Origin of the sequence: Chitinophaga caeni, assembly GCF_002557795.1 — a bacterium.
In the GTDB taxonomy this organism is placed as follows: domain Bacteria; phylum Bacteroidota; class Bacteroidia; order Chitinophagales; family Chitinophagaceae; genus Chitinophaga; species Chitinophaga caeni.
On sequence record NZ_CP023777.1, the window covers coordinates 227033 to 247094 of the forward strand.

Below are 20062 nucleotides of genomic sequence, written 5' to 3' on the forward strand. Positions count from 1 at the left end.
GCATGGCCACCATATTAGTAGTAGACGATCATACAGATATCAGGGAAAATATTGCTGAAATATTGTCCTTGGCCGGTTATGATACCATCGAAGCAGAAAACGGTAAAAAAGCTGTAGAACTGGCAAGGGGCAGCAAGCCGGATCTTATCGTTTGTGATATCATGATGCCGGAACTAGATGGTTACGGCGTTTTGCACCTATTGCGGAAAATCCCTGAAACGGAACACATTCCTTTTATATTCCTAACCGCAAAAACCGAGCGCGGGGACCTTCGCAAAGGGATGGAAATGGGAGCTGATGACTTTATTACCAAACCATTTGAAGATGTTGAATTACTGGCAGCCGTAGAAACAAGGCTCAAAAAACAGTCGATGCTGGAACAAAAACTAGCCCAATCGCAGCAACAAACTGTCAATAACCTGTTACAAGACTGGCAATCTTCCGGTTTATTAAACCTCGACCCTGATAATTACAGCAGTACCGTACTTGGCAAAAAGCAACCCGTTTACCGGGAAGGTAAACACCCGCAATATTTATATTATGTCAAATCCGGCAAAGTAAAAGCTTATAAATTAAACGATGACGGCAAGGAATATATCACGAATTTATATGGCGAAGGAGATTATTTCGGGTATGTTTCTCTGATAGAAAATAAACCCTACGAGGAAAATGCCGAAGCATTGGAGAATACAGAATTAACACTGATTCCCAAAGACGTGTTCTTAGAACAACTATTGAACGATGTAACCGTTGCCCGGACTTTTATAAAACGCATCGCCACCGAGGTAAAGGAAAAGGAAGACCGGCTGTTACAATTAGCTTATGACTCCCTGCGGAAAAGGGTCGCCAGCGGCCTACTCGATATCCATGACAAGTTACATAAAGAACAAGGTTCCGATGCTCTCATAGAACTATCTAGGGATGATATTGCCCGCTACGTGGGAACCGCCACTGAATCCCTGATACGTACCCTAAGCGACTTCAAACATGAAAAATTGATAGAGATGAAAGGTACCCGCATCCGCATCGTGGAACCGGAAAAGCTAAGAAAATTATTATATTAAAACATTATTGTCCGACTAAAATTGCATTAAATTTACTTAGATTCCTTACCTGGTCAAAGACATAAGCGAAGGATGATACATTCACCCCCTGCCAAGAGAACCGTGGAACTTCGCACCGTTGATGGCCAAGGGAAGCTTGGCCATACAGTAGTACAAAAGTTGGATCGAGCGATCAAATTGGCGGCCGTGATGGCCAATTTGTGCCCTTTTTGGAACCTTTTTTGGGCAAGCAAAAAAGTACAAGAAACGAGCAGATGAACATTGAATCGAACTATCGAGGGATCAAATTGCTCCCCGGTTAAAATTTAGCCGGGCAACAAAGATTTTAAAACATTAAAAGCCCCTATCCAATCACTTGAAAAGGGGCTTTCTTCAAATACTTAAAAAGACAATTACAGTTACAAAAAAACGAATAACGTTCAACTACCCCCCCTTGAAATCAGCGGGTTCCGTGAACAAGAACGGCGGAAAGAAATTCCGCCGCTATTAATCTTCGAGACACTTACAGGGTTAACAATACCAAATGAATGCGCACACTTCTAAATAGTGTGAAATGTGCCCAAAAAAGGGTTTTCAATAGCACATATATCTTAAAAAACATTACTAGCGTACAATTAGCTGTACACATATAATATAGACGCTTGCAGTTAAACTTAGTACTATATTCCTTGAGATTTTTTTTAAGATTAGCGGATTAACCACATTTTCGTATTAGGCCCATCGCCCCCCATATTGATTTTGGCCTGATTATAAGCGGCAGAATTAAATAATATTTCGTCTTCGGGATACATAAATCTTAACGGGATGCTTGGCTGCATAGCCAGTGGACCTAGTTTAAATGCAGGATAACCGGTCCTGCGATGTTCCATCCAACCTTCATCACCGTTAAAAAGCAAGGATACCCATTTCTGGGTTATCAATTGGCGGATTGTTCCATCAAATTTAACGGGTTTCTTTTTGAAGTATTTCTCCCCGGGTGCGGTGCCCCAATACTCCATGGAAGCCGTAACCGCTTTTTTATATAAAGCTTCGGTAGTCATTCCCCTGAAATCAACCCAACCACGTAGGGAAATCTCCGCTAATATGAACCAGGTCTCACTATTGGTGAATATAACGGCTTTGCATAAATCGCTCTTAGCTTGGTTAAAAGCTGCTGCAAAATGCGAGATATGATCATTACCGCCATTATATTGAAAGGGATCCTGGATGGCATTCGGAACACCTACGTACAAATTTGTATCTATGGTAGCGTTCTTAGTTTTATTCACCGGCGAAATCAAAATAGGCAACCTCGGATCTTCCCAATCCCGTAAACTATCAACTAAATCCTTGGAGGGTTTCCTTTTATCAAATTCATCATTAGAATTGGCGATATCGCTGCCCGGCCAACTATTCTCAGCCGTTAAGCCCAGGTAATCCACCGTAGCATCAGCAGCACGGTCTAATATTAGCGGGTACCGATCTTCATCCGATACCATTTCTTTCATGATCCCGGCGGCTTCCGGGTAAGCTTGGCTGCACCGTAGGAGCAATCTCAGCCGTAATGAATTGGCCAAACGTCGCCAGGCAATTACATCCCCGTGAAACAATACATCGTACTGTGCATCTATAGCCGGTAATGGAGTTGACAACCAATTGTTACAACTATCTAATGTTTTGATGAGGTCCTTATAAATAAACTCCTGCAAATCATACTTGGGATTAGGATACCCTTCATCTGCAAGGAGTGCCTCGGAATAAGGAATATCCCCCCACAAATCCGTCAAGTAAGCATAATTAATAACAGCCAAAATTTTGCCCAGTACACGGTATTGCGGTTCCCTGTGCTCCCCTGCCTTCAAAATCAATTGCCTGTTGATCGATAACCTGCGGTACCATTCATTCCAGCCCATGGGGCCCCAGTTAAATTTATCCATCGACTCGTTCCGAACCATGGTAATATAACGTCCGGCCACACCTCCATGATCCATGAAAGCAAAATTTTGCCATTCATATGCAGTTTTAGTGATCACGGTTGATAATAACTCCCCCGGCTTGATATCTACCGGTTGCCTTGGATCTGTATTTATTTGATTAAATCCCTCCCTGCACCCTGCCATAAAAAGCAGGATGATCAAGTAAATGGCATATTTATTCAACTTAAACATCATTCCAAACTAAAAACTGCAATCTATTTTAAATCCGAAAGTTTTAATACCCGGGAGCGTCCAAGTATTAATCCCGAGCTGGTACCGGCTATTTTCAATCTTGTTAGAAGTTTCCGGATCAAAGCCTGTTCCCGCGGCATTCCAGGCAAATAAGTTCCTTGCCATGAAAACCAGGCGAACGTTTTGTATCCACTTGGCCGGGTGTAAAAAATTATACCCGAGCGAAAGTTCACGCAACTTGATATATGTTGCGTTATAAGCATTCCTAGCAGGGAAATCCCAATAGTAATTACCATAATAAGCCTCGGGCGATAAAATGACATCATTGGGAGCAAAAGTCCCGTCATCTTGCAGGTTATAGCCATACAATATCATGCCATCATGCCGCTCTTTACCATTTCCATCTACCCACGGAAGTCCCCCTTGCGATGCATCCCTACCCGGTAAAGTCACATCCACCCTGCCATCGCTCTGCAAATTCTTAGCCGTATATGAATAAAACGTACCGCCTTGCCGCCAATCTAACAAGGCTCCCGCGAACCAATTTTTATATTTAACACCATGATTCCAGCTCAACATGAAATCGGGATTATAATTACCAAATTTTTCATAAGCACCGCCTTCAAGCTGGTATTGCCCGCTAGCCGTTAACCAGGGCGCCCCTTTATACGGGCCGCCCGGTACTTTCTTATAAGTTCCCCCGTACATATCCCCCATCCGGCCGCCAACCTTTGCTAACACGCTGGCTCCTTCACCACCGCTTAAGTAAATTTCACCATTAGGAATTCCAGGATCTAATGCAACGATCTTATCCCAATTCTTGGAAAAGTTGATATACCCTTCATATTGAACATGAAGCGGTTTTTTATTACCATGCCAAGAAAGTTGTAACTCGATACCGCGGTTGCGGATGTTTCCAGCGTTCATCAACCTTTCACTATAACCGGAAGAAATTGCCAGCGGAACAGCTATGATTTGATTTTTATTGGTGGATTGGTAAACCGTAATATCCAGCCCTAACCGCTCTTTAAACATTCCCAATTCCAATCCCACCTCCGTGGCCGTCGTAATTTCAGGTTTCAATAACTTATTCTTCAACATGGTGGCAATATCTGCTCTTGAAATGCCATCCCAATTTGCTATGTATTGAAATGTGTTATACAAATTATATGGATCGGTATCTTTACCAACTTTAGCCCAGTTTGCCCGGAACTTCGCCCGGTTTACCCAATTATTTTCACCTAGGTTCAATAACCTTGTCAACAATAAGGAACTCGCAATGGCCGGGTAAAAATAGGCATTATGATACCTCGGCAAAGTACTTGACCAATCCATTCTACCGGAAGCATTGACAAATAAAATATCTTTATATGATGCTTGCATAGTGGCGTAAGTACTATTCACCCGCTTGCGGGCAAAGTCCGACTGGTAAGTAAAACTTCCATCTACACCGTTTGAAAGCGAATAGATAGATGGCACTTTCAGTTGCTGCGCAGCTATTGTATAATCGTAATTCTTTTGATCCATCCGGTTCATTCCGAAGTCTGCACTGATATTCCAAACAGTATAAAATTGTTTATGGAATTGTAGCAGTAGATCGGAATTAATTTCCCTGGAAAACAACTTAGCTTCTTCATAAAAACCATTTATAAAATTCACGCTACTAAAAGGCTTCTTACGTTCCCGGTACTCGTAGAACTGGTCTATGCCGCTTCTCAAGGCAAGGTTCAAATAATCATTAATCGTCCATTTTATTTGTACCAGGCCATTTAACCGGTGCCGGAAATAAGCATTCGTTTGTTCATAAGCTATCAAAAAAGGATTATCGACTTGCGCTTGCCCGGAATACATATCATGTAAATAGCTTTGCTGTTCGACACCTTCCTTGCCAGGTTTCCAATAGTTTCTCAATTCATTGGTATTCACATTCGCAGGCATCGTGTATAACTGGTTGATTACGCTCCCCCTGTCGCCGCTAAAGCGGTTATCGCTACTGCTATAAGTATAAGATAAGTTAGTGTTAAACTGAATTTTAGGATCGAACTTATACTGCAAAGAAAACATTAGAACATCCTTGTTATAGCCCGTATTGGGAATAATCCCGCGGTTCCTGGTATCGAGAACGGAAAATCGAGCGGCGCCTTTTTCAAATGATTTGTTGACAGCAATATGCTGCTGAAAAGTTTGTCCTAATTGGAAATAATCACGAACCCTGCCGGGGTATGCCGTCCAAGGCAATGGAATAAAATTGCCTTCATCATCCTTGGGGCTATTCCATTGCACCTTGTAAGATCCATCATTTAACCCGGGACCCCAAGAAGCTTCGCCCCAAGTATCCTCTGCCAAAACATCGGTGCCTGCGCCGTATAAATTTTGAAAATGCGGAAACTGCCAAGCCTTGTCAATCATCAGGCTGCTGCTTGCCGTAACTTTCCAGGAGCTACCACCCGGATTCCCGGTCTTAGTAGTAATAACCACTACACCGTTGCCGGCGCGGGAACCATAGAGTGCTGCGGCCCCAGCGCCCCTTAGCACGCTAATACTGGCAATATCTTCAATACTTAAATCTGATAAGCGGTTCCCATAGTCAACCTTACCCGCTACGCTGGAATTCGCGGTAATGGGTATCCCGTCCACGACGAACAAAGGTTGCGAGTTTCCATTAAACGAAGACTCCCCCCGTAACACTACGTATACCGAGGCCCCGGGATCCGGGCTCAGTCCCCTAACTTGTAAACCCGGTATCTTTCCCGAAAGAGCTTGTAAAATATTAGGAGCCTCAACATTATTTAAACCCGGCGATTTTATTTCCGTAAGTGCATAACCTAATGTTGACCTGGGTCTTGAGATACCGAGAGCCGTGACTACGAATTGTTGTAAAGATTCTTCCCGCTCCTGCATTACGAAATGATGGTCAACAACAGTATCGTTATTTAATGGAATACCGGGGATCGTCAATGGATCATAAGCGATAGAAGTGAAGGTCACATTATAAACCCCATTTTTAACATGGAGTGAGAAACGGCCATTCTTATCTGTAACAGTTCCCAGGTTTGTGCCTAATATTTGAACGGTTATACCCGGTAAGGGCATGCCGTCCTTACCGGACACCCAACCATTAAACACGGTTAACCCGGATAATTTCTTCTTGAATATAATGATCCTCCCACCGCTGTCCATCAGCTTGAACGGGGTATTTTTCAATAATTGCTTGATAATAAATTGCGGGGATTTCTGGTGCCAAGAGCCGGTGGGAGCATGGTATGCTGAAAGTTGTTGTGCATCGTAAACGAGAACAACCGGGTACAATTTTTCGATCTTCCGGATGGCCATATCCAATGATTCGCCATTGAAACTAATATCCAATAGCAGGCCGGGCTTCGTTTGCGACGAAACAGTTATTGGAAAACCTATCAAGAAGGTCAGTATATAAATCAATCCTATCCTACTAATGACCAGGCAGTTGGGCATAAGTTATTCTTGTTTTTCAAATCCAAGCCTATGCCTACTTCCAATCATCAGATCATTCTATCCAATACTGCCCTTCGGAATCTTTGGTATAGGTATTTCCATGAACCAAACAGATTTCATGAAGAATATCGTCTACTGATTGTTCGTACCGGAACTTTCCTGTTACGCGATTTTGACTGGTTGCAGGCCGACGAAAATGAATTTTCACACCGTAAAACGCCTGCAAGTTAGTAACAATATTTGCAAAAGTTTCTTGCTGATAAACCATTTCTCCTGAATGCCAGGCTGCAACAGCGGGAAAATCTTGTATATTTTTTAATTCAATATTTCCAGACTTACTTAGGACTGCTGTTTTCCCTGTTCCCAGGTCAACAGGCGAGCGTTGCCCGAACCGTACCCGGACCTTGCCGGAAACAACGGCAACCGCATCTTCCTGCCCTGCATACCCGTACTTAGTATTAAAACTGGTTCCAAGTACTTCGACTTTATTTTTCCCGGCAGTTAACAGGAAGGGCTTAGAGGGATCGGCGGATACTTCCAGGAATATTTCACCATGGAGTAACTCGATTTTTCTTGTTGACGCGGTAAAACGGGTGGGTATTACCAACCTTGAGCCGGGTTTAAGCCAGGCTATCGAACCATCCGGTAATTGTACGCTGGTTACTTGCGCGAGGGGTGCATTTATAGTATCCAAGGATTGGGCGAGCCCGGGAGACACCTTGGGGGCTTGCCTATAAAAAACAAAATATCCAACCGTTACAAACACTAAAATGGCAGCCGCGGCCCAATATTTATTATTCAAGAAAATTTTCCTTGCAGGTGTTTCCAAACTGGCTTGCTGAACCTCCTGCCACAGCAAGGTATGCAAGGCTTGCCTGTATTCCTTATCAGAATCGAAATGGCGGGTACTGTCATTATGAGAAAGTTGTGCGTACCATGCATCCACTAGTTGCCTTTCTGATTCAGAGCAGGTATTTTCGAGGTATTTTTGTAAAATGCTGTTGTTAGGTTTTACCACATTCTTCGGTTTTCATAATATAAGACGCTCCAGGAGAAGCCCTGGTACTATATGGCGTGCTGAATCATTTGAAAATACAACACCGGCGACAAGTAAAGCACTGGTAATATACTCCCCTGGTATTGCACTACCTTGATTTTCAAACGCTTGAGAGCAGTCGTCAGTTGATTTTTTACAGTTTGTTCAGAGATTCCCATTTGTTGGGCGATCTGTGCAGATGATAATCCCCCTTCGCGGCTAAAGCGGTAAACTTGCTGCATCTTGGAAGGCATCCTAGATACTTCGGATTCAATTAATACGGCTACTTCTTTTGCCTGTAACACGTGGTGGCTGTGATTCACCGAATCCTCTCCACCCGGCAAATTTGCAACTGAAGAAGCTAGATGCTCCCTCGCATCCTTCGAACGGTAATAGCTGATAACACGGTGTTTCAATGCCGTGAGCAGGTAACCTTTAAAGGATGATTGAATACTTATTTGAGCCCTGTTATTCCACAACTTGATAAACAATTCCTGTACACAATCCATCGCATCCTGTTCACTTCCCGTTTTAAGCAAAGCCTCCCTGAGGGAAACCTCCCAATAACGTTCGAACAGCATGGCAAAAGCGGCTTCATTACCAAGCGTCACTTGTTCCCATAAATAAGTATCTGAACTAAGCTTTAATTCATCCATTTAATAGCACCCTAAATTTGATTGTCGCCGGGGTGGTGGTTTGGTAATCTTTTGGCCTCATTCCCTTGAGCGATCAATTTGTCGATTCTTGGCACTAAATTACTGAAGATTCGCGACAATATTAAGTGTACAAGTAGGGACTGACAAGAATCATCCCTACTTGAAAATATTGCTAATTAATATTTTGTGCAGGGCTAAAAACATTATCCCAATTATCCGTCCTAAAAGGAGCTACAGGGAAACCTTCCGTGCTAAATAAGTTGCCAATAGCTGCATTGGCAAAACCATACCTGGCTGCAACCGGTTCGGGCACCTTCTTGCTGCTAAGAATCAACTGCGACCCTTTCAGTTTAGCATCCGCCGGATAATAAATTTGATCTTCACCGGCTATGTAAGCATTGGCAATTGATTTACCATGGATTTTTAGTCCGGTCGGTAGATAATTGAAGTTAATGATGACTTTATTTTTTGCTATCTCCATGCTTTTGAAAGACGGGGACCTGTATGCCGGCATCACTTTCCCGTAAGTTTCCACCAATGACATTTTTGCCAGGCGGATGCCCACGTCCTGTTTATTCCTCGGGTGAATATCCGCAACCGTATCAACCAAATCACTGATGACTATCATACCCGTTGCCTCCAGCGATTGGCTTTTATCTTGCGCCTCCCTTAAGAAAGCTGCATTCTGGCTTTTATCGTACACATACGGCGCAATTTGAACAAAGTAAAAAGGAAACTCTACCTGCCACCAGTTCCTCCAGGCCTGGATCATCTTGGTGAATAAACGATCGTAAGTCTTGGGATGCCCCGTATTGCTTTCCCCTTGGTACCAAATCGCCCCCGCGATATTGAAATTTTTCAAGGGCGCGATCATACCATTAAATGCTTTCGCAGGTTCATGTGGCCACCATTTGCTCACTTTATTCACCTTAGCTTCCCCGGCCAGGAGAGGATCGTCATCTATAACATTTTTAGGTGTCCATACTTCGGCGGGAGTACCGCCCCAGCTGGCATTAATTAAGCCAATAGGCACACCCAGGTTTTTTTGTAGTTCTAAACCGTAGAAATATCCTACGGCGCTAAAATTCTTAATGCTAGCCGTGTCGCAAACAGTCCATTCCCCGGTACAATTTTCTTGCGGGTCATTAGCTGTAGTACGCGGGATTTGGAACATACGCACCTGTTCATTCCTCAACGGTTGGCCGTTACTAGCTTTCACAATACTATCCCATAACTGGTTGCCGTTTCTTTCCATGTTAGATTGACCTGAGCAAAGCCATACTTCACCGATCATTATATCATCCAGTACCAGGGTATTATATCCGTGGATCGTAATTTTATACGGTCCGCCAGCTCCCGGGGTTGGAATTTTTATGGACCAGGATGCATTGCCATCCGCAACTACAGAATCGACCCTGTTATTCCAGGAAGTGGTGATTTTTATTTTTTCATTGGGCAAAGCCCAGCCCCATAATTTTACATCAGCGTTTCTCTGCAACACCATATGACTCCCGAGAACAGCGGGGAGCCTAACATTTGCCATTGTAAAACTGGCACCGAAAGTAAGGAACACTAATAATAATAGCAGTGCACAACGTGGAAAAGTTTGTTTCATCATTTATTGTTGTTTAGGAATATCTACCAATTGTTGACCTTCGAAAGTACCATTAACAGCGGCTTTCATAAAAGCATCCATTTTATCAAACTCTTTAAACATGTACCCGCTCACATTATGTTTTTCACCTTCATACGAATAGAAAACGCAAGGTGCATCGTGTGCAACGGCCCAATCGTACAAGGTTTTAGGACCAAATAAAATCAACCACCCGGGTTTATCCGCCTGGCAATAATGATGTGCTGCCGTCGCGTAAGGAACAAGCGGATCTTCAGTTCCGTGCATGAATAATGTTGGGATCCAAGTTTTTTTCGTGACGAGGTTAATATCCACCACTGCCCCGGCAAATATCATCGCGCCGGCAAATTGAAATTTGTTCATGAACTCGTATTCAGCCGGGTTACCCGTTTCAAAAGGGTTATACATTAACTGCAAAGCAGTTTCCGCCCCGGCGCTGCTACCGGATAAAATCAACTTCCGCGGATCAACATTCAATTTAGTAGCATTGTTCAACAAATATTTTGTCGCGTCCGCAGCATCTTCCACTGCCAAACGGATTGCCTTTAACTTTTCCTGCGTCGGAATTTCGCAACCGAATCCCCGGCCTTTCATATAAAGGCGGTAAGAAATCACGAAAACATTATACCCCATGTTAGCTAGTCCTTCGGCCATCGGTTTCTGTTGATCGGGACTCCCGTTAGTAAATGCACCGCCGTGGATGAATAGAACAGACACGCGGTTAGGTGTTGCACTGGGCGCATAATGATCCATCCATAAAGTATCATTCCCCTTGATAGCATAAGAAAACCTTGCGGGCTGCTGCGCAAATGCAGGTATAAAAAACAGGCAGGCGAACAGGCAAACGAAGAAGGATTTCATCATTTAAAGAACAGTTTTGATAACGTGAAAATATAATCTGCTACTAAACTAATAGTATTTAACCAGGAAATAAAAGACTTCATGTACTTTTTACACATTCTAAAGATTTAAATAATGATCATTGCCAATTACTTCAAAACTGGATAAGCTGCCACCAAGTTTTGAATATTTTTTAAATACTTCGTGTAAATTTCAGCTATATCGATTTTTCAAACATACGGGACAAAAGCAATACTATTCTTCATTTATTTAATGTACTAAATACACTTTAAAATTTAAAATTCCGGCTATAGGGCAGGCATTTTGATGATTTTTATCATGAAATGACAACTTTTTATCAAAAACTCATTCCATCTAATCAAATTCATTAAAAAGTTTGCGATTTTATATTTTCTTTGTGATAAATATTTTCTATTAAAGCTACTCTATGAGTGCCAAAAACACTTTTTTCGAAGAACTCGACCTCGATAATATGGGTGGGGTCGCCTACAAGAATCTGAACTTAAAGAAAAAGATCATCGCCTATTTCGCCAATACAGGGAATGCCACTATTGCCGACCTAAGCCGTGAATTGAACTCCAGCGCCCCGAAAGTCACGCACTTATTAAACGACCTGATAGAAGACGGCATGGTGCAGGATTACGGTAAAATAGATTCTACCGGTGGCAGGAGACCTAACCTTTATGGACTGGCGCCTGATGCCGGCTTTTTCGTTGGCATCGAGGTAAAAAGAACCCATGTTAACATGGGCTTACTTGATTTCAAGAAAAACATGGTGGAAGTAAAGGAAAGGGTTCCTTACAATTTGCAAAACACGCCGGCTTCCCTGGAAGAGCTATGCAATATTATTTTATCATTCATAGATAATCTCCCGGTAGTCAAGGATAAAATCCTGGGTTGCGGTATCAACCTCGCGGGTAGGATCAACTATGTTACCGGCCATAGTTACGGTTTATTTCATTTTCATGAAGAACCGCTTAGCAGGGTGATGGAGCAACAGATAGGAATACGTACTTACTTGGAAAACGATAGCCGCGCCATGGCTTACGGTGAATTTAGCAGCGGCGTTGTCAAAGACGAGAAAAACGTTTTATTTATCAACTTGGATCATGGAATCGGCCTTGGTATACTCATCAATGGTCAATTGTATTATGGGAAATCAGGTTTTGCAGGTGAATTCGGCCATGTCCCATTTTTCAATAATGAAATACTTTGCCATTGCGGTAAAAAGGGTTGCCTGGAAACCGAAGCTTCAGGCCAAGCTTTACTTAGAAAATTCCGTGCAAAACTGGCGGAAGGTTCTTCCACCGTTATCACTTCCAACCGTCCAAACGCTGAAGATGTTCAATTGGATGATATTATATATGCCACCAATCACGATGACGTACTCGCTATTGAACTAATGGCCGAAATCGGGGAACAACTTGGTAGGGGCATCGCTATGCTGATCAACTTGTATAATCCTGAACTCGTAATATTAGGTGGCAGCCTTTCCACTACCGGCGATTATATCAGGTTACCGATAAAAAGCGCCATCAACAAATATTCCCTAAGCCTGGTAAATAACGACACGCAGCTAAAATTGTCTAAACTGGGAGAAAAAGCCGGCATGATTGGCGCCTGCCTACTGGTTCGCAACAAGCTATTAACCATGTTATAAATATTTTATTGATCTTGTTCCCTATTAAATACAGGTTGAGCTCGGAAGCCGGGTGTGTTCGAAAGCTTCAGCCGGTAAAATAATGAAGTGCTTTAGCGGGCACTTCCACAGTAAACAATTGAAACAAGCAATAGTAAACTACTTGTCGCTTCCAAGCATGACTATTAAAATACCATGCTAAGCCCCGGTTATTTAAAAGAAATAAATGAAGGTATCTTTAAAGCGAAAATATCAAACCGGATATCCGATAAGGTGGTAACCTGGAACCACACCCCTTTCATACCAGGCGGCGCATCCGGGTAAACATAGGCACCCACCTGGACGGTATTAAAAGATAAGTTTTCATTCCTTACCCTAAATCCGCCACCCAATCCTGTATAAAATGGATTTTTAAAGATGTTGTTACTCTGGTAACTTAATAAGCTACCCTGTAACGAAGCAAAAAAACTAAACTTGAACCCGTAAAATTTCAAGGGACTGTAATACACGCTTTCAGAACCGAGATTCAAACGTTGATAGCCGTTTAACATCGTTTTCCGGTAGCCCATAAGCCCATTATTACGGTTGATATTCAAGGGGCGGTAGAAATAATTATTGGGATTGCAGAGGTAATCAAAATAACCGAATTGCCTGAAATATCCTTTCTGTCCAAGCCTCATCAATTTACTGTAATAATTCAATTGCGTGTGTATCACCGCATCTTCCGAAGTTCCTCCCTGCCAAAAGGTACCAACGCCGGCCTGCAAAGAAATGATCCCCTCCAAATGGGTCAACCAATCTTTATGAACTTCTATTCCCGTATAAAATCGTTCCCTGCCTACCCACTGTTCCCAACCGGTAGTAATACTGGTATTAAACCCAAAGGGAATATCCTCGGTTCTACCGAAACCGAAAAAATGGTGCGCCTTGAAGAAGTCTTGCTTGAAGATGTAAAACTGTCCCAAGTAATAATGCCTGTTATTATAAATCGGGTCAGCATGAAATTGTTCCTGTTCGGGCCTACGATCAAAATGAATATTGTTATACCGGAATAAAATGGCCATGTTAGGTTTGCTCTGCATGATACCATCATCCGATCTCCGGCGGGAAATATTGTACCCAGCCCAAAGGTCGAAATAATTATACCTATAATCGCGGTATAAAGAATCTGGTCGATCCCTGATATTGATAGAAAAATTTTGCGACATCATCAAGCCACCTGCCCAGCGGGCCGTGGTGCGGAATAACGGCCGGTTAAAATTTATATAATACGAACCTTCGTAAACACCCGAATCCAGTGCTACCGTATTGTTTAACGTGCTATAACCAATATTGGCATCAATAAATGCCCCGCCGATGTTATACTTCGTATACCGTACTTCCGTATTCCATTTAGGGCTGTAATCATTTTCCCATAGGAAGCCCAAGGTAACCGCTTGCCCAGCGCCGAAGAGATTATTGTTAAATACCCTTGCACCGAAAGCATCGGGTTTCACGCGGGAAAGATCCCCCCCGTATTCGAATACATCCTTGGTAATAACCAGGATATCCGCGGTATCGTTGGTTTCATTTGAGTTTACAACATAAATACGCGCATCCTGTATAAAGGGACGGCTACGCAAATACCTTTCGTTCTCTGCCATTTCATAAGCATTCACGGTATCGGTTTCCCTGAAGAATAGATTTTGCCTGATCAGCCAGATTTTAGAGTTATAATGAAGACCGTTGGCGAACTTGATCAATTTATTATTAGTAGTAAACGTAGTATCATTGATGCTACCCGGTCCAAAAACTTTTAACTGCCTGTAAATAATTTTCCTGATCACTTTCCCGCGGTGTTCCTTGAAGGTTAATTCGCTTTTATAGAAGCTGCTATCTTCCTTGGGGCTGGGCTTATCGGCTTTAGAAATGCGCTTTAGCACGGAATCACGGAACTTGCTGCTCATCATGGAATCCACGTAAGTATTGAAACGCCGGAACCAACCGCCTTTCTTTGTCAAGATTGAATCCTTGGGGCGGTGCAAAGGTAATAATGGAATCGTATCGATCTTACCGATGATGGGGGGCACGGAATCCCGGCTAGATTGCTGTGCATCGGCAACCGATACCTGGCATAACACAAGTACAAGTGATAAACAGCAGCCTAACAGTATGATGTAGGATATTTTAAAATTACGGCTCAATTTTTCTCCCGGCTTACATTTAGTAGGGGAAAATCATACCATATTAAAAAGGCATTATTTCCTCCCATAAGTTAACGAAATTCAAATTACTAAGTAGCAATCCGGGTGAAAAAGATATTATAATTGCAACCGTAACTTCATTTTCGTTAACAGGTAAGCGATCCCCAGGATTATTAACGAAAATACCAAGCTCCAAATTGCACCCGGCCAACCGCTTTGCATAAATGCAGGTACAATGTTTATTCCTACCCAACTAAAAAACCAACCTAATATTGAAGGTATTATATAAGTTAATAATGGGTTACTGGCAGCAGGTTGCAGAAAATTGGTCCAAGCCACTTTGCCCTTGATATCAACAAGGTAGTACAAAATGATATACAGGCTGGTAACTATTGCACTACAATATAAAGCCCATGGCGGCGTAGCGCCTATTTTAGAGATTGGGTACCAACGCCGTAAAATAGTGGCAGCTATAGCCAAAACAACAGCAAACAAGATGGCGTAACCGGTTTTCTGTGCCAATGTGTGGCCTTTTGTACCACCGAAATATATAGTTGACAAAATAATACCGCTAAGAACGAGGCTTGCATGGGTAGCATGCCCCGTGCCTGGTAAATAACCGGCAATGCCCGAAGATGCTACGGCCGGCAAGTGCAGGATCACGTAATAAGCCACGCAGCCCACTACTCCTATACAAAGTCCTACCAGGCTACCTTTCACGAGCTGATATATACAGGTGGCAGTAAAATATGCCCAACCTATTAGCCCTAAAATCCCCCACCAATGCACTTCCATACCTTTTTTTCCATCTTCACCACCCCTGTATAAGAAGAATAAAATCAACAGGATAATAAACCCGAGGGACTTACAGGTATAGATCCATGCTTTATTTTCCGTATTATAAACCTTCCAAATTAAAATTGCCGCCAGGTAAAACAATAATGACCAAACCGAAATCGGTATAAGCATCAGTGACTGGTTATACCCGCCTTCTGCATTCACCATGAAAACGCCCAGCACCAATAAGCCCAATGTCCTGAAAAGGATATGCTGTTCCAATTGCCACCAGGAATCCCCCTTTTCTAGCCTTCTCTGGATAGCAAAAGGAATGGACATCCCGACAATAAATAGGAATGCCGGGAATACCGCATCAACGAAGGTCATACCATCCGCGGAAGCCGGCAAGTGTTTCGCCCAACGGGGGATATCTGCCACCCCGGCTAACTCATTTACAAAAACCATCGTGAATATGGTTAATCCCCTGAGAACATCGATTGATCGTACTCTTTGCGCTTTAATACTTAGCATAAGTCAATTTGGTTGATACAAAAACAGCAGCAAAGATCCGTTTGGCTACATCCTACGCCGAATCCTTGCTGCTGCCTGTTATGGAATATGAAATCTTACCTATTATTGTTTCTTCATCTTCTTCAGTTGTGCTCCTCCCGGCTGTTCAAATACCGTTACACTCCTGCTTGCGCGGCCCGATGCATCGAATACCCTGAGCTTCACGGTTCCCTTCGCTTCAAATGGTTGCATATAAGCGGGACTTTTCAAACTTGGTTCTTTGCCATCTGTAGTATAACGGATAGTGAATCCCGGCAGTTGAACATTGGCGTAAACCATGCCGTCTTTAACCGTTCCCCCGGCTGTAGGAATGCGGTACAGGTAACCACCGCTATAAAAATTCAAACGTGGTAATTCCCTTTGGCCGAGAACATTTGCAAATTCATTCCAAGCAGCTTGGTACATTTTTTCCGCTTTATCGCTATCTTTTTCAATTGCCCATGCCGGATCCGGCGCCCAAGCCCTTTCGGCTAAACCTAACAAGCGGGGTAAGATCTTGTACTCTATATCTTCGCGGGATTTCGTCGTTTCGCTGAACAAAACACCTTGTAAGCCCACGATATTGGATTTACCGAAGTCCGTTAAGCGGTCTTTACCAATGAAGATGCGCTTGTCCAGCGGCGCACCCGATGCATCCACCTTGGAATTTTTATAATAATCTAACGGGATAAAGTAGAAAGGTTTATCCACATCAATATATCCCCCCCAATAAAAGCCGGGTTCATCCCAACTCTTCTGGTAAGCCATATCGAAATAATTATTACTTACGGGAGATAACACCACTTTATAACCAGCATTTGCCAAGCGGTAAGCCAGATCTTCTGCACCCCCGCCCAAAACATTATTCCAAACGTCTACCTGCACGTTCTTATTTGCAAAGTCGGGATTCGGAATATTATGTGACCTGCCATCCAGTTTGGTTTTTCTCATGCCAACTTCTTCCCAACCGTATAATTGAATACCTCTTTTCTGCAAGATCTTGTACACTTCATCATAGTAATAATACCAAACTTCATCCACGGATTCCAATCCTTCACGTTGCATCAAATCCTTTACAGATGGGGAGTTCGACCAGGCACCATGCGGCAATTCGTCACCGCCCATATGGATGATATCCAACGGAACGCCCGCTTCGCGGTACATGGCGATTAAATCATCTACAACCCTTCCAACGAACTTATAGGTTGATGGCAACCCTGCGTCCATCACGTTATCATTAAACATTTGGACAGACCTGTATTGCGAAGCATCCGCCGGATTTTTCAACAAGTATTCTTTAGCCTTTGCTTCGTTTCCTTGTTGCATAAAATAATCATACCTGGCATCCATAGATTTTACAGCGGCCCTCGCATGCCCTGGCGATTCTACTTCGGGGATCACTTTTATATGCCTGTCCGCAGCATATTTAAGCAGATCAATGAATTGTGCACGGGAATAAAAACCGGAGCCTGTTTCGCTTTGCAAATCGGGACCGGAGCCGTAGGCCGGTATCAACGAAGCGTTTTTAGCGCCGAATCCACGTTTAGCGCCCACCGCCGTTAATTCCGGGAGGGAAGGCATTTCCAGTCGCCAGCCTTCATCATCACTGAAATGGAAATGCAATACGTTTAGTTTATATAAGGCCATCACGTCGATGATTTTCTTAAGATCGTCGACAGGATGGAAATTCCTGGAAATATCGACCATGAAAGAACGGTAACCGAACCTCGGGGCATCCTTTACTGTTGCACCTTGTACCGGCACACTTTTTTGTTTACCTTTCCATGCAAGACCCGGCATCATCGTTTTAAGCGATTGCAATCCATAAAATACCCCATTGCCATTATTTGCACGTATCTTGACACCTTGAATACCAACCTGCAATTCATAACCATCACCATCTATGGACGCTTTTTCCAACTGGATCGTTCCCCCTTGCTTTGCAACATTGATAGGTCTACCAAATACTTCCGACATCTGCGCTGCGAATAATGCGGCTTCCTTTTGGAATTGCGGATCGGCGGAAATGGTGCTGGTCGGCAAGAAATTGAAGACATCTTCGCCCCTTGTGTAACTTACCGGGGTCGGGAAAACATTTGTGAGCTGCTGTTGATCCAACAACTTCATACCCACATTTTGATTAAACACGATCTCCGGTGTAATTGTCGGCGCTTTATCATTTGCAAAACGCAACAGCTGCCGGGCTTGCGTTGCGGGTAATACAGTATAATTATTAATTGTATAGCCTTTTTCTTCATTATTCCAAACAAGGAACAAGCCTGCCGGTGCATCGGTATTATGGATGGTCCAGGCATCTGAAACGAGGCTAACAACCAAGGAATCTCCCGGCGCTATGGCTTTAAAATCACTTGTTGGTGTAATTTTAAACAAGTCGCCGTTAACATGTTGCAATGCCAATCCATGTAAAGTATCCGGATGCACCATCCTTACAAAGTTGTAATAAAGTTCCCAACCATTAGCCGGGAAGGGCGTCTTACCCTTGTTAACAATCGTAAAATTTGATAAGGTAGCATTCCGGTTTTGATAACCATTGGTTACAATCCCCCAGGTAACTTTCAAATTCCCCGCATCAAACGGGGCATGTTGGGCCATGGCAGGACTTGTTCCGCAGAGTAGCAGGGCGATCAAAAGTTTTCGCATCATAGTTAATTTAGTTTTCTGAGCTGTTCCATAACGGTAGCGATCCATCATAAATGTGATTTGTAGCTGCTGGATTCGTAAAAATAGTTTATAAATTGTTATGAACAGTCGTCAATAAATACCCCTTTGGATCGCTGCTATATTCCCAGAACATAACGCCTGCCAAGCCATTCTTTTTAACATATTTACATTTGATCTTCACCGATTTCTCATCATCCATCGTAATAAAAATCTTGTCGTTTTCATTAAACAGATACGGCGCTTGAGCTTTCTTATCCCAATAATATTTATAGCCGCCAGTTTTCATCAACGTGTCTTTAATCTTGGTATAACCACCTCCCCAGGCAGCGCTTTCGGGAGTTTCATTCAAACCCAGGTTTTTACCGGAAGGCATCTTCCAAGCCCTACCGTAAAAAGCTAAGCCCAATACTATCTTGGAAGGCGGTACCCCTGCTGCAATGTAAGCCTTAACGGAACGGTCGGCAGATGATTCATCTGGATTATCTGTAGAACCATACAAGTTGGCATGGTGACCTGCTATTTTAGAGCCCCCGGTTTTATAATCATAAGTCATCAGGTTGATATAATCCATGTATGTGGCAACTTGATCCATCTCGGTTGTTTCCACGTTCCGGGTGCTGGCTCCCACCGCGGCGGTTAACAGGTAATGTTGCCCGTCTTTTTTGCCGGCTTCATCTAAAGCTTCCCTTAGCGCTTTAAACATCAATGTAAAGTTCCGGGTATCTTCGGGGCGGTAAACATTCCCTTCCTCACCGGGTATCGCGGGGTATTCCCAATCGATATCCACACCATCGAGGTTATATTTTTCCATGATATCCACGGCGCTAGCTGCAAACTTTTTCCGTGCCGCTTCTGTAAGTACGGCGTCCGAGAAATTTTCGCTCCAAGCCCAACCGCCGATAGAAATTAAAATCTTCAAGCTGGGATTTATTTTTTTCAAGGAATTGAGCATTCTAAAATTGACAGTATCCGTAGCTTCATTATGCAACCATGCTTCGCCATTTTTTATATCCACAAAAGCATAATTAATATGCGTTAATTTATTAGCATCAATCATTGATACATCAAAAATACCATTATAGCCACCCACGTAACCGATAACAACTTTTTTCACCGGTTTCCCATTTGCCAATACGTTCAATACAGTAACCGTGAGGGTGAGCATTGCTATAAAAACACTGCCGATCCATTTTTTGTGATTCATAAGCTTAGTTTTGAAAAGGAATAGGCATAAATATAGTCAACATCTTTAAAAAAATGCAACGTAATTTGATGAAGGAAACCCGGTATATAAGCGTATTTCAGACGTTAATGAGGGTACAAATTGCGCAATCCCGGGGAGCAAAATGCGCAAGTTCCGGATG

12 protein-coding genes are annotated in these 20062 nt (G+C 43.1%); 2 read left to right on the plus strand and 10 right to left on the minus strand.

The features are described 5' to 3' along the window. Window positions 1–2 precede the first annotated feature (2 nt). Window positions 3–1064 carry a response regulator gene (locus COR50_RS00940; protein WP_098192228.1) on the plus strand — a complete coding sequence of 354 codons (1062 nt, stop codon included), beginning with the start codon at window positions 3–5 and terminating at the stop codon, window positions 1062–1064. Window positions 1065–1750: 686 nt separating this feature from the next. Here the strand turns inward: COR50_RS00940 and COR50_RS00950 are convergent. From COR50_RS00950 to COR50_RS00975, 6 genes are all read right to left on the minus strand, one after another. Then, window positions 1751–3163 (minus strand): SusD/RagB family nutrient-binding outer membrane lipoprotein, encoded by a 1413-nt coding sequence (locus COR50_RS00950; protein WP_157760576.1) that lies wholly within the window; start codon window positions 3161–3163, stop codon window positions 1751–1753. A gap of 57 nt (window positions 3164–3220) precedes the next feature. Further along, window positions 3221–6682, minus strand: a complete 3462-nt coding sequence (locus tag COR50_RS00955; protein ID WP_098192231.1) for a SusC/RagA family TonB-linked outer membrane protein — start codon at window positions 6680–6682, stop codon at window positions 3221–3223. A gap of 52 nt (window positions 6683–6734) precedes the next feature. Next, complete coding sequence (locus COR50_RS00960) at window positions 6735–7700, minus strand: FecR family protein (RefSeq protein ID WP_098192232.1); 966 nt, start codon at window positions 7698–7700, stop codon at window positions 6735–6737. Window positions 7701–7747: 47 nt separating this feature from the next. After that, the gene (locus COR50_RS00965) at window positions 7748–8374 is read right to left on the minus strand and encodes an RNA polymerase sigma factor (protein WP_098192233.1); all 627 of its coding nucleotides are present in this window, start codon (window positions 8372–8374) and stop codon (window positions 7748–7750) included. A 172-nt stretch (window positions 8375–8546) separates the two neighbouring features. Next, window positions 8547–9992, minus strand: coding sequence for a sialate O-acetylesterase (locus COR50_RS00970; protein ID WP_232516241.1), 1446 nt, complete (start codon window positions 9990–9992; stop codon window positions 8547–8549). Continuing rightward, window positions 9993–10871: an alpha/beta hydrolase gene (locus COR50_RS00975; RefSeq protein ID WP_098192234.1), complete on the minus strand. Its 879-nt coding sequence runs from the start codon at window positions 10869–10871 to the stop codon at window positions 9993–9995. A gap of 424 nt (window positions 10872–11295) precedes the next feature. On the opposite strand from COR50_RS00975, the gene COR50_RS00980 reads away from it, so the two are divergent. After that, window positions 11296–12528 (plus strand): ROK family transcriptional regulator, encoded by a 1233-nt coding sequence (locus COR50_RS00980; protein WP_098192235.1) that lies wholly within the window; start codon window positions 11296–11298, stop codon window positions 12526–12528. A gap of 188 nt (window positions 12529–12716) precedes the next feature. Here COR50_RS00980 and COR50_RS00985 read toward each other — a convergent pair whose 3' ends face one another. The 4 genes from COR50_RS00985 to COR50_RS01000 all read right to left on the minus strand — a co-directional run bounded on the left by COR50_RS00985 (window position 12717) and on the right by COR50_RS01000 (window position 19902). Continuing rightward, the gene (locus COR50_RS00985; RefSeq protein WP_157760577.1) at window positions 12717–14627 is read right to left on the minus strand and encodes a BamA/TamA family outer membrane protein; all 1911 of its coding nucleotides are present in this window, start codon (window positions 14625–14627) and stop codon (window positions 12717–12719) included. Window positions 14628–14807: 180 nt separating this feature from the next. Then, entirely contained in the window at window positions 14808–15998 is a 1191-nt protein-coding gene (locus COR50_RS00990) for a DUF5009 domain-containing protein (protein WP_098192237.1), read from the minus strand. 102 nt (window positions 15999–16100) lie between these two features. After that, complete coding sequence (locus COR50_RS00995) at window positions 16101–18680, minus strand: family 20 glycosylhydrolase (protein WP_098196051.1); 2580 nt, start codon at window positions 18678–18680, stop codon at window positions 16101–16103. Between the two features lie 85 nt (window positions 18681–18765). Next, the gene (locus COR50_RS01000; RefSeq protein WP_098192238.1) at window positions 18766–19902 is read right to left on the minus strand and encodes a glycoside hydrolase family 18 protein; all 1137 of its coding nucleotides are present in this window, start codon (window positions 19900–19902) and stop codon (window positions 18766–18768) included. Window positions 19903–20062 lie beyond the last annotated feature (160 nt).

What these genes read in the sequence shown, in the direction of transcription:
- COR50_RS00980 (WP_098192235.1), top strand. Translation starts at nt 11,296, where the DNA reads ATGAGTGCCAAAAACACTTTTTTCGAAGAACTCGACCTCGATAATATG.
- COR50_RS00965 (WP_098192233.1), bottom strand. Translation starts at nt 8,374, where the DNA reads ATGGATGAATTAAAGCTTAGTTCAGATACTTATTTATGGGAACAAGTG.
- COR50_RS00955 (WP_098192231.1), bottom strand. Translation starts at nt 6,682, where the DNA reads ATGCCCAACTGCCTGGTCATTAGTAGGATAGGATTGATTTATATACTG.
- COR50_RS00990 (WP_098192237.1), bottom strand. Translation starts at nt 15,998, where the DNA reads ATGCTAAGTATTAAAGCGCAAAGAGTACGATCAATCGATGTTCTCAGG.
- COR50_RS00950 (WP_157760576.1), bottom strand. Translation starts at nt 3,163, where the DNA reads ATGGCAGGGTGCAGGGAGGGATTTAATCAAATAAATACAGATCCAAGG.
- COR50_RS00975 (WP_098192234.1), bottom strand. Translation starts at nt 10,871, where the DNA reads ATGATGAAATCCTTCTTCGTTTGCCTGTTCGCCTGCCTGTTTTTTATA.
- COR50_RS00940 (WP_098192228.1), top strand. Translation starts at nt 3, where the DNA reads ATGGCCACCATATTAGTAGTAGACGATCATACAGATATCAGGGAAAAT.
- COR50_RS00970 (WP_232516241.1), bottom strand. Translation starts at nt 9,992, where the DNA reads ATGATGAAACAAACTTTTCCACGTTGTGCACTGCTATTATTATTAGTG.
- COR50_RS01000 (WP_098192238.1), bottom strand. Translation starts at nt 19,902, where the DNA reads ATGAATCACAAAAAATGGATCGGCAGTGTTTTTATAGCAATGCTCACC.
- COR50_RS00995 (WP_098196051.1), bottom strand. Translation starts at nt 18,680, where the DNA reads ATGATGCGAAAACTTTTGATCGCCCTGCTACTCTGCGGAACAAGTCCT.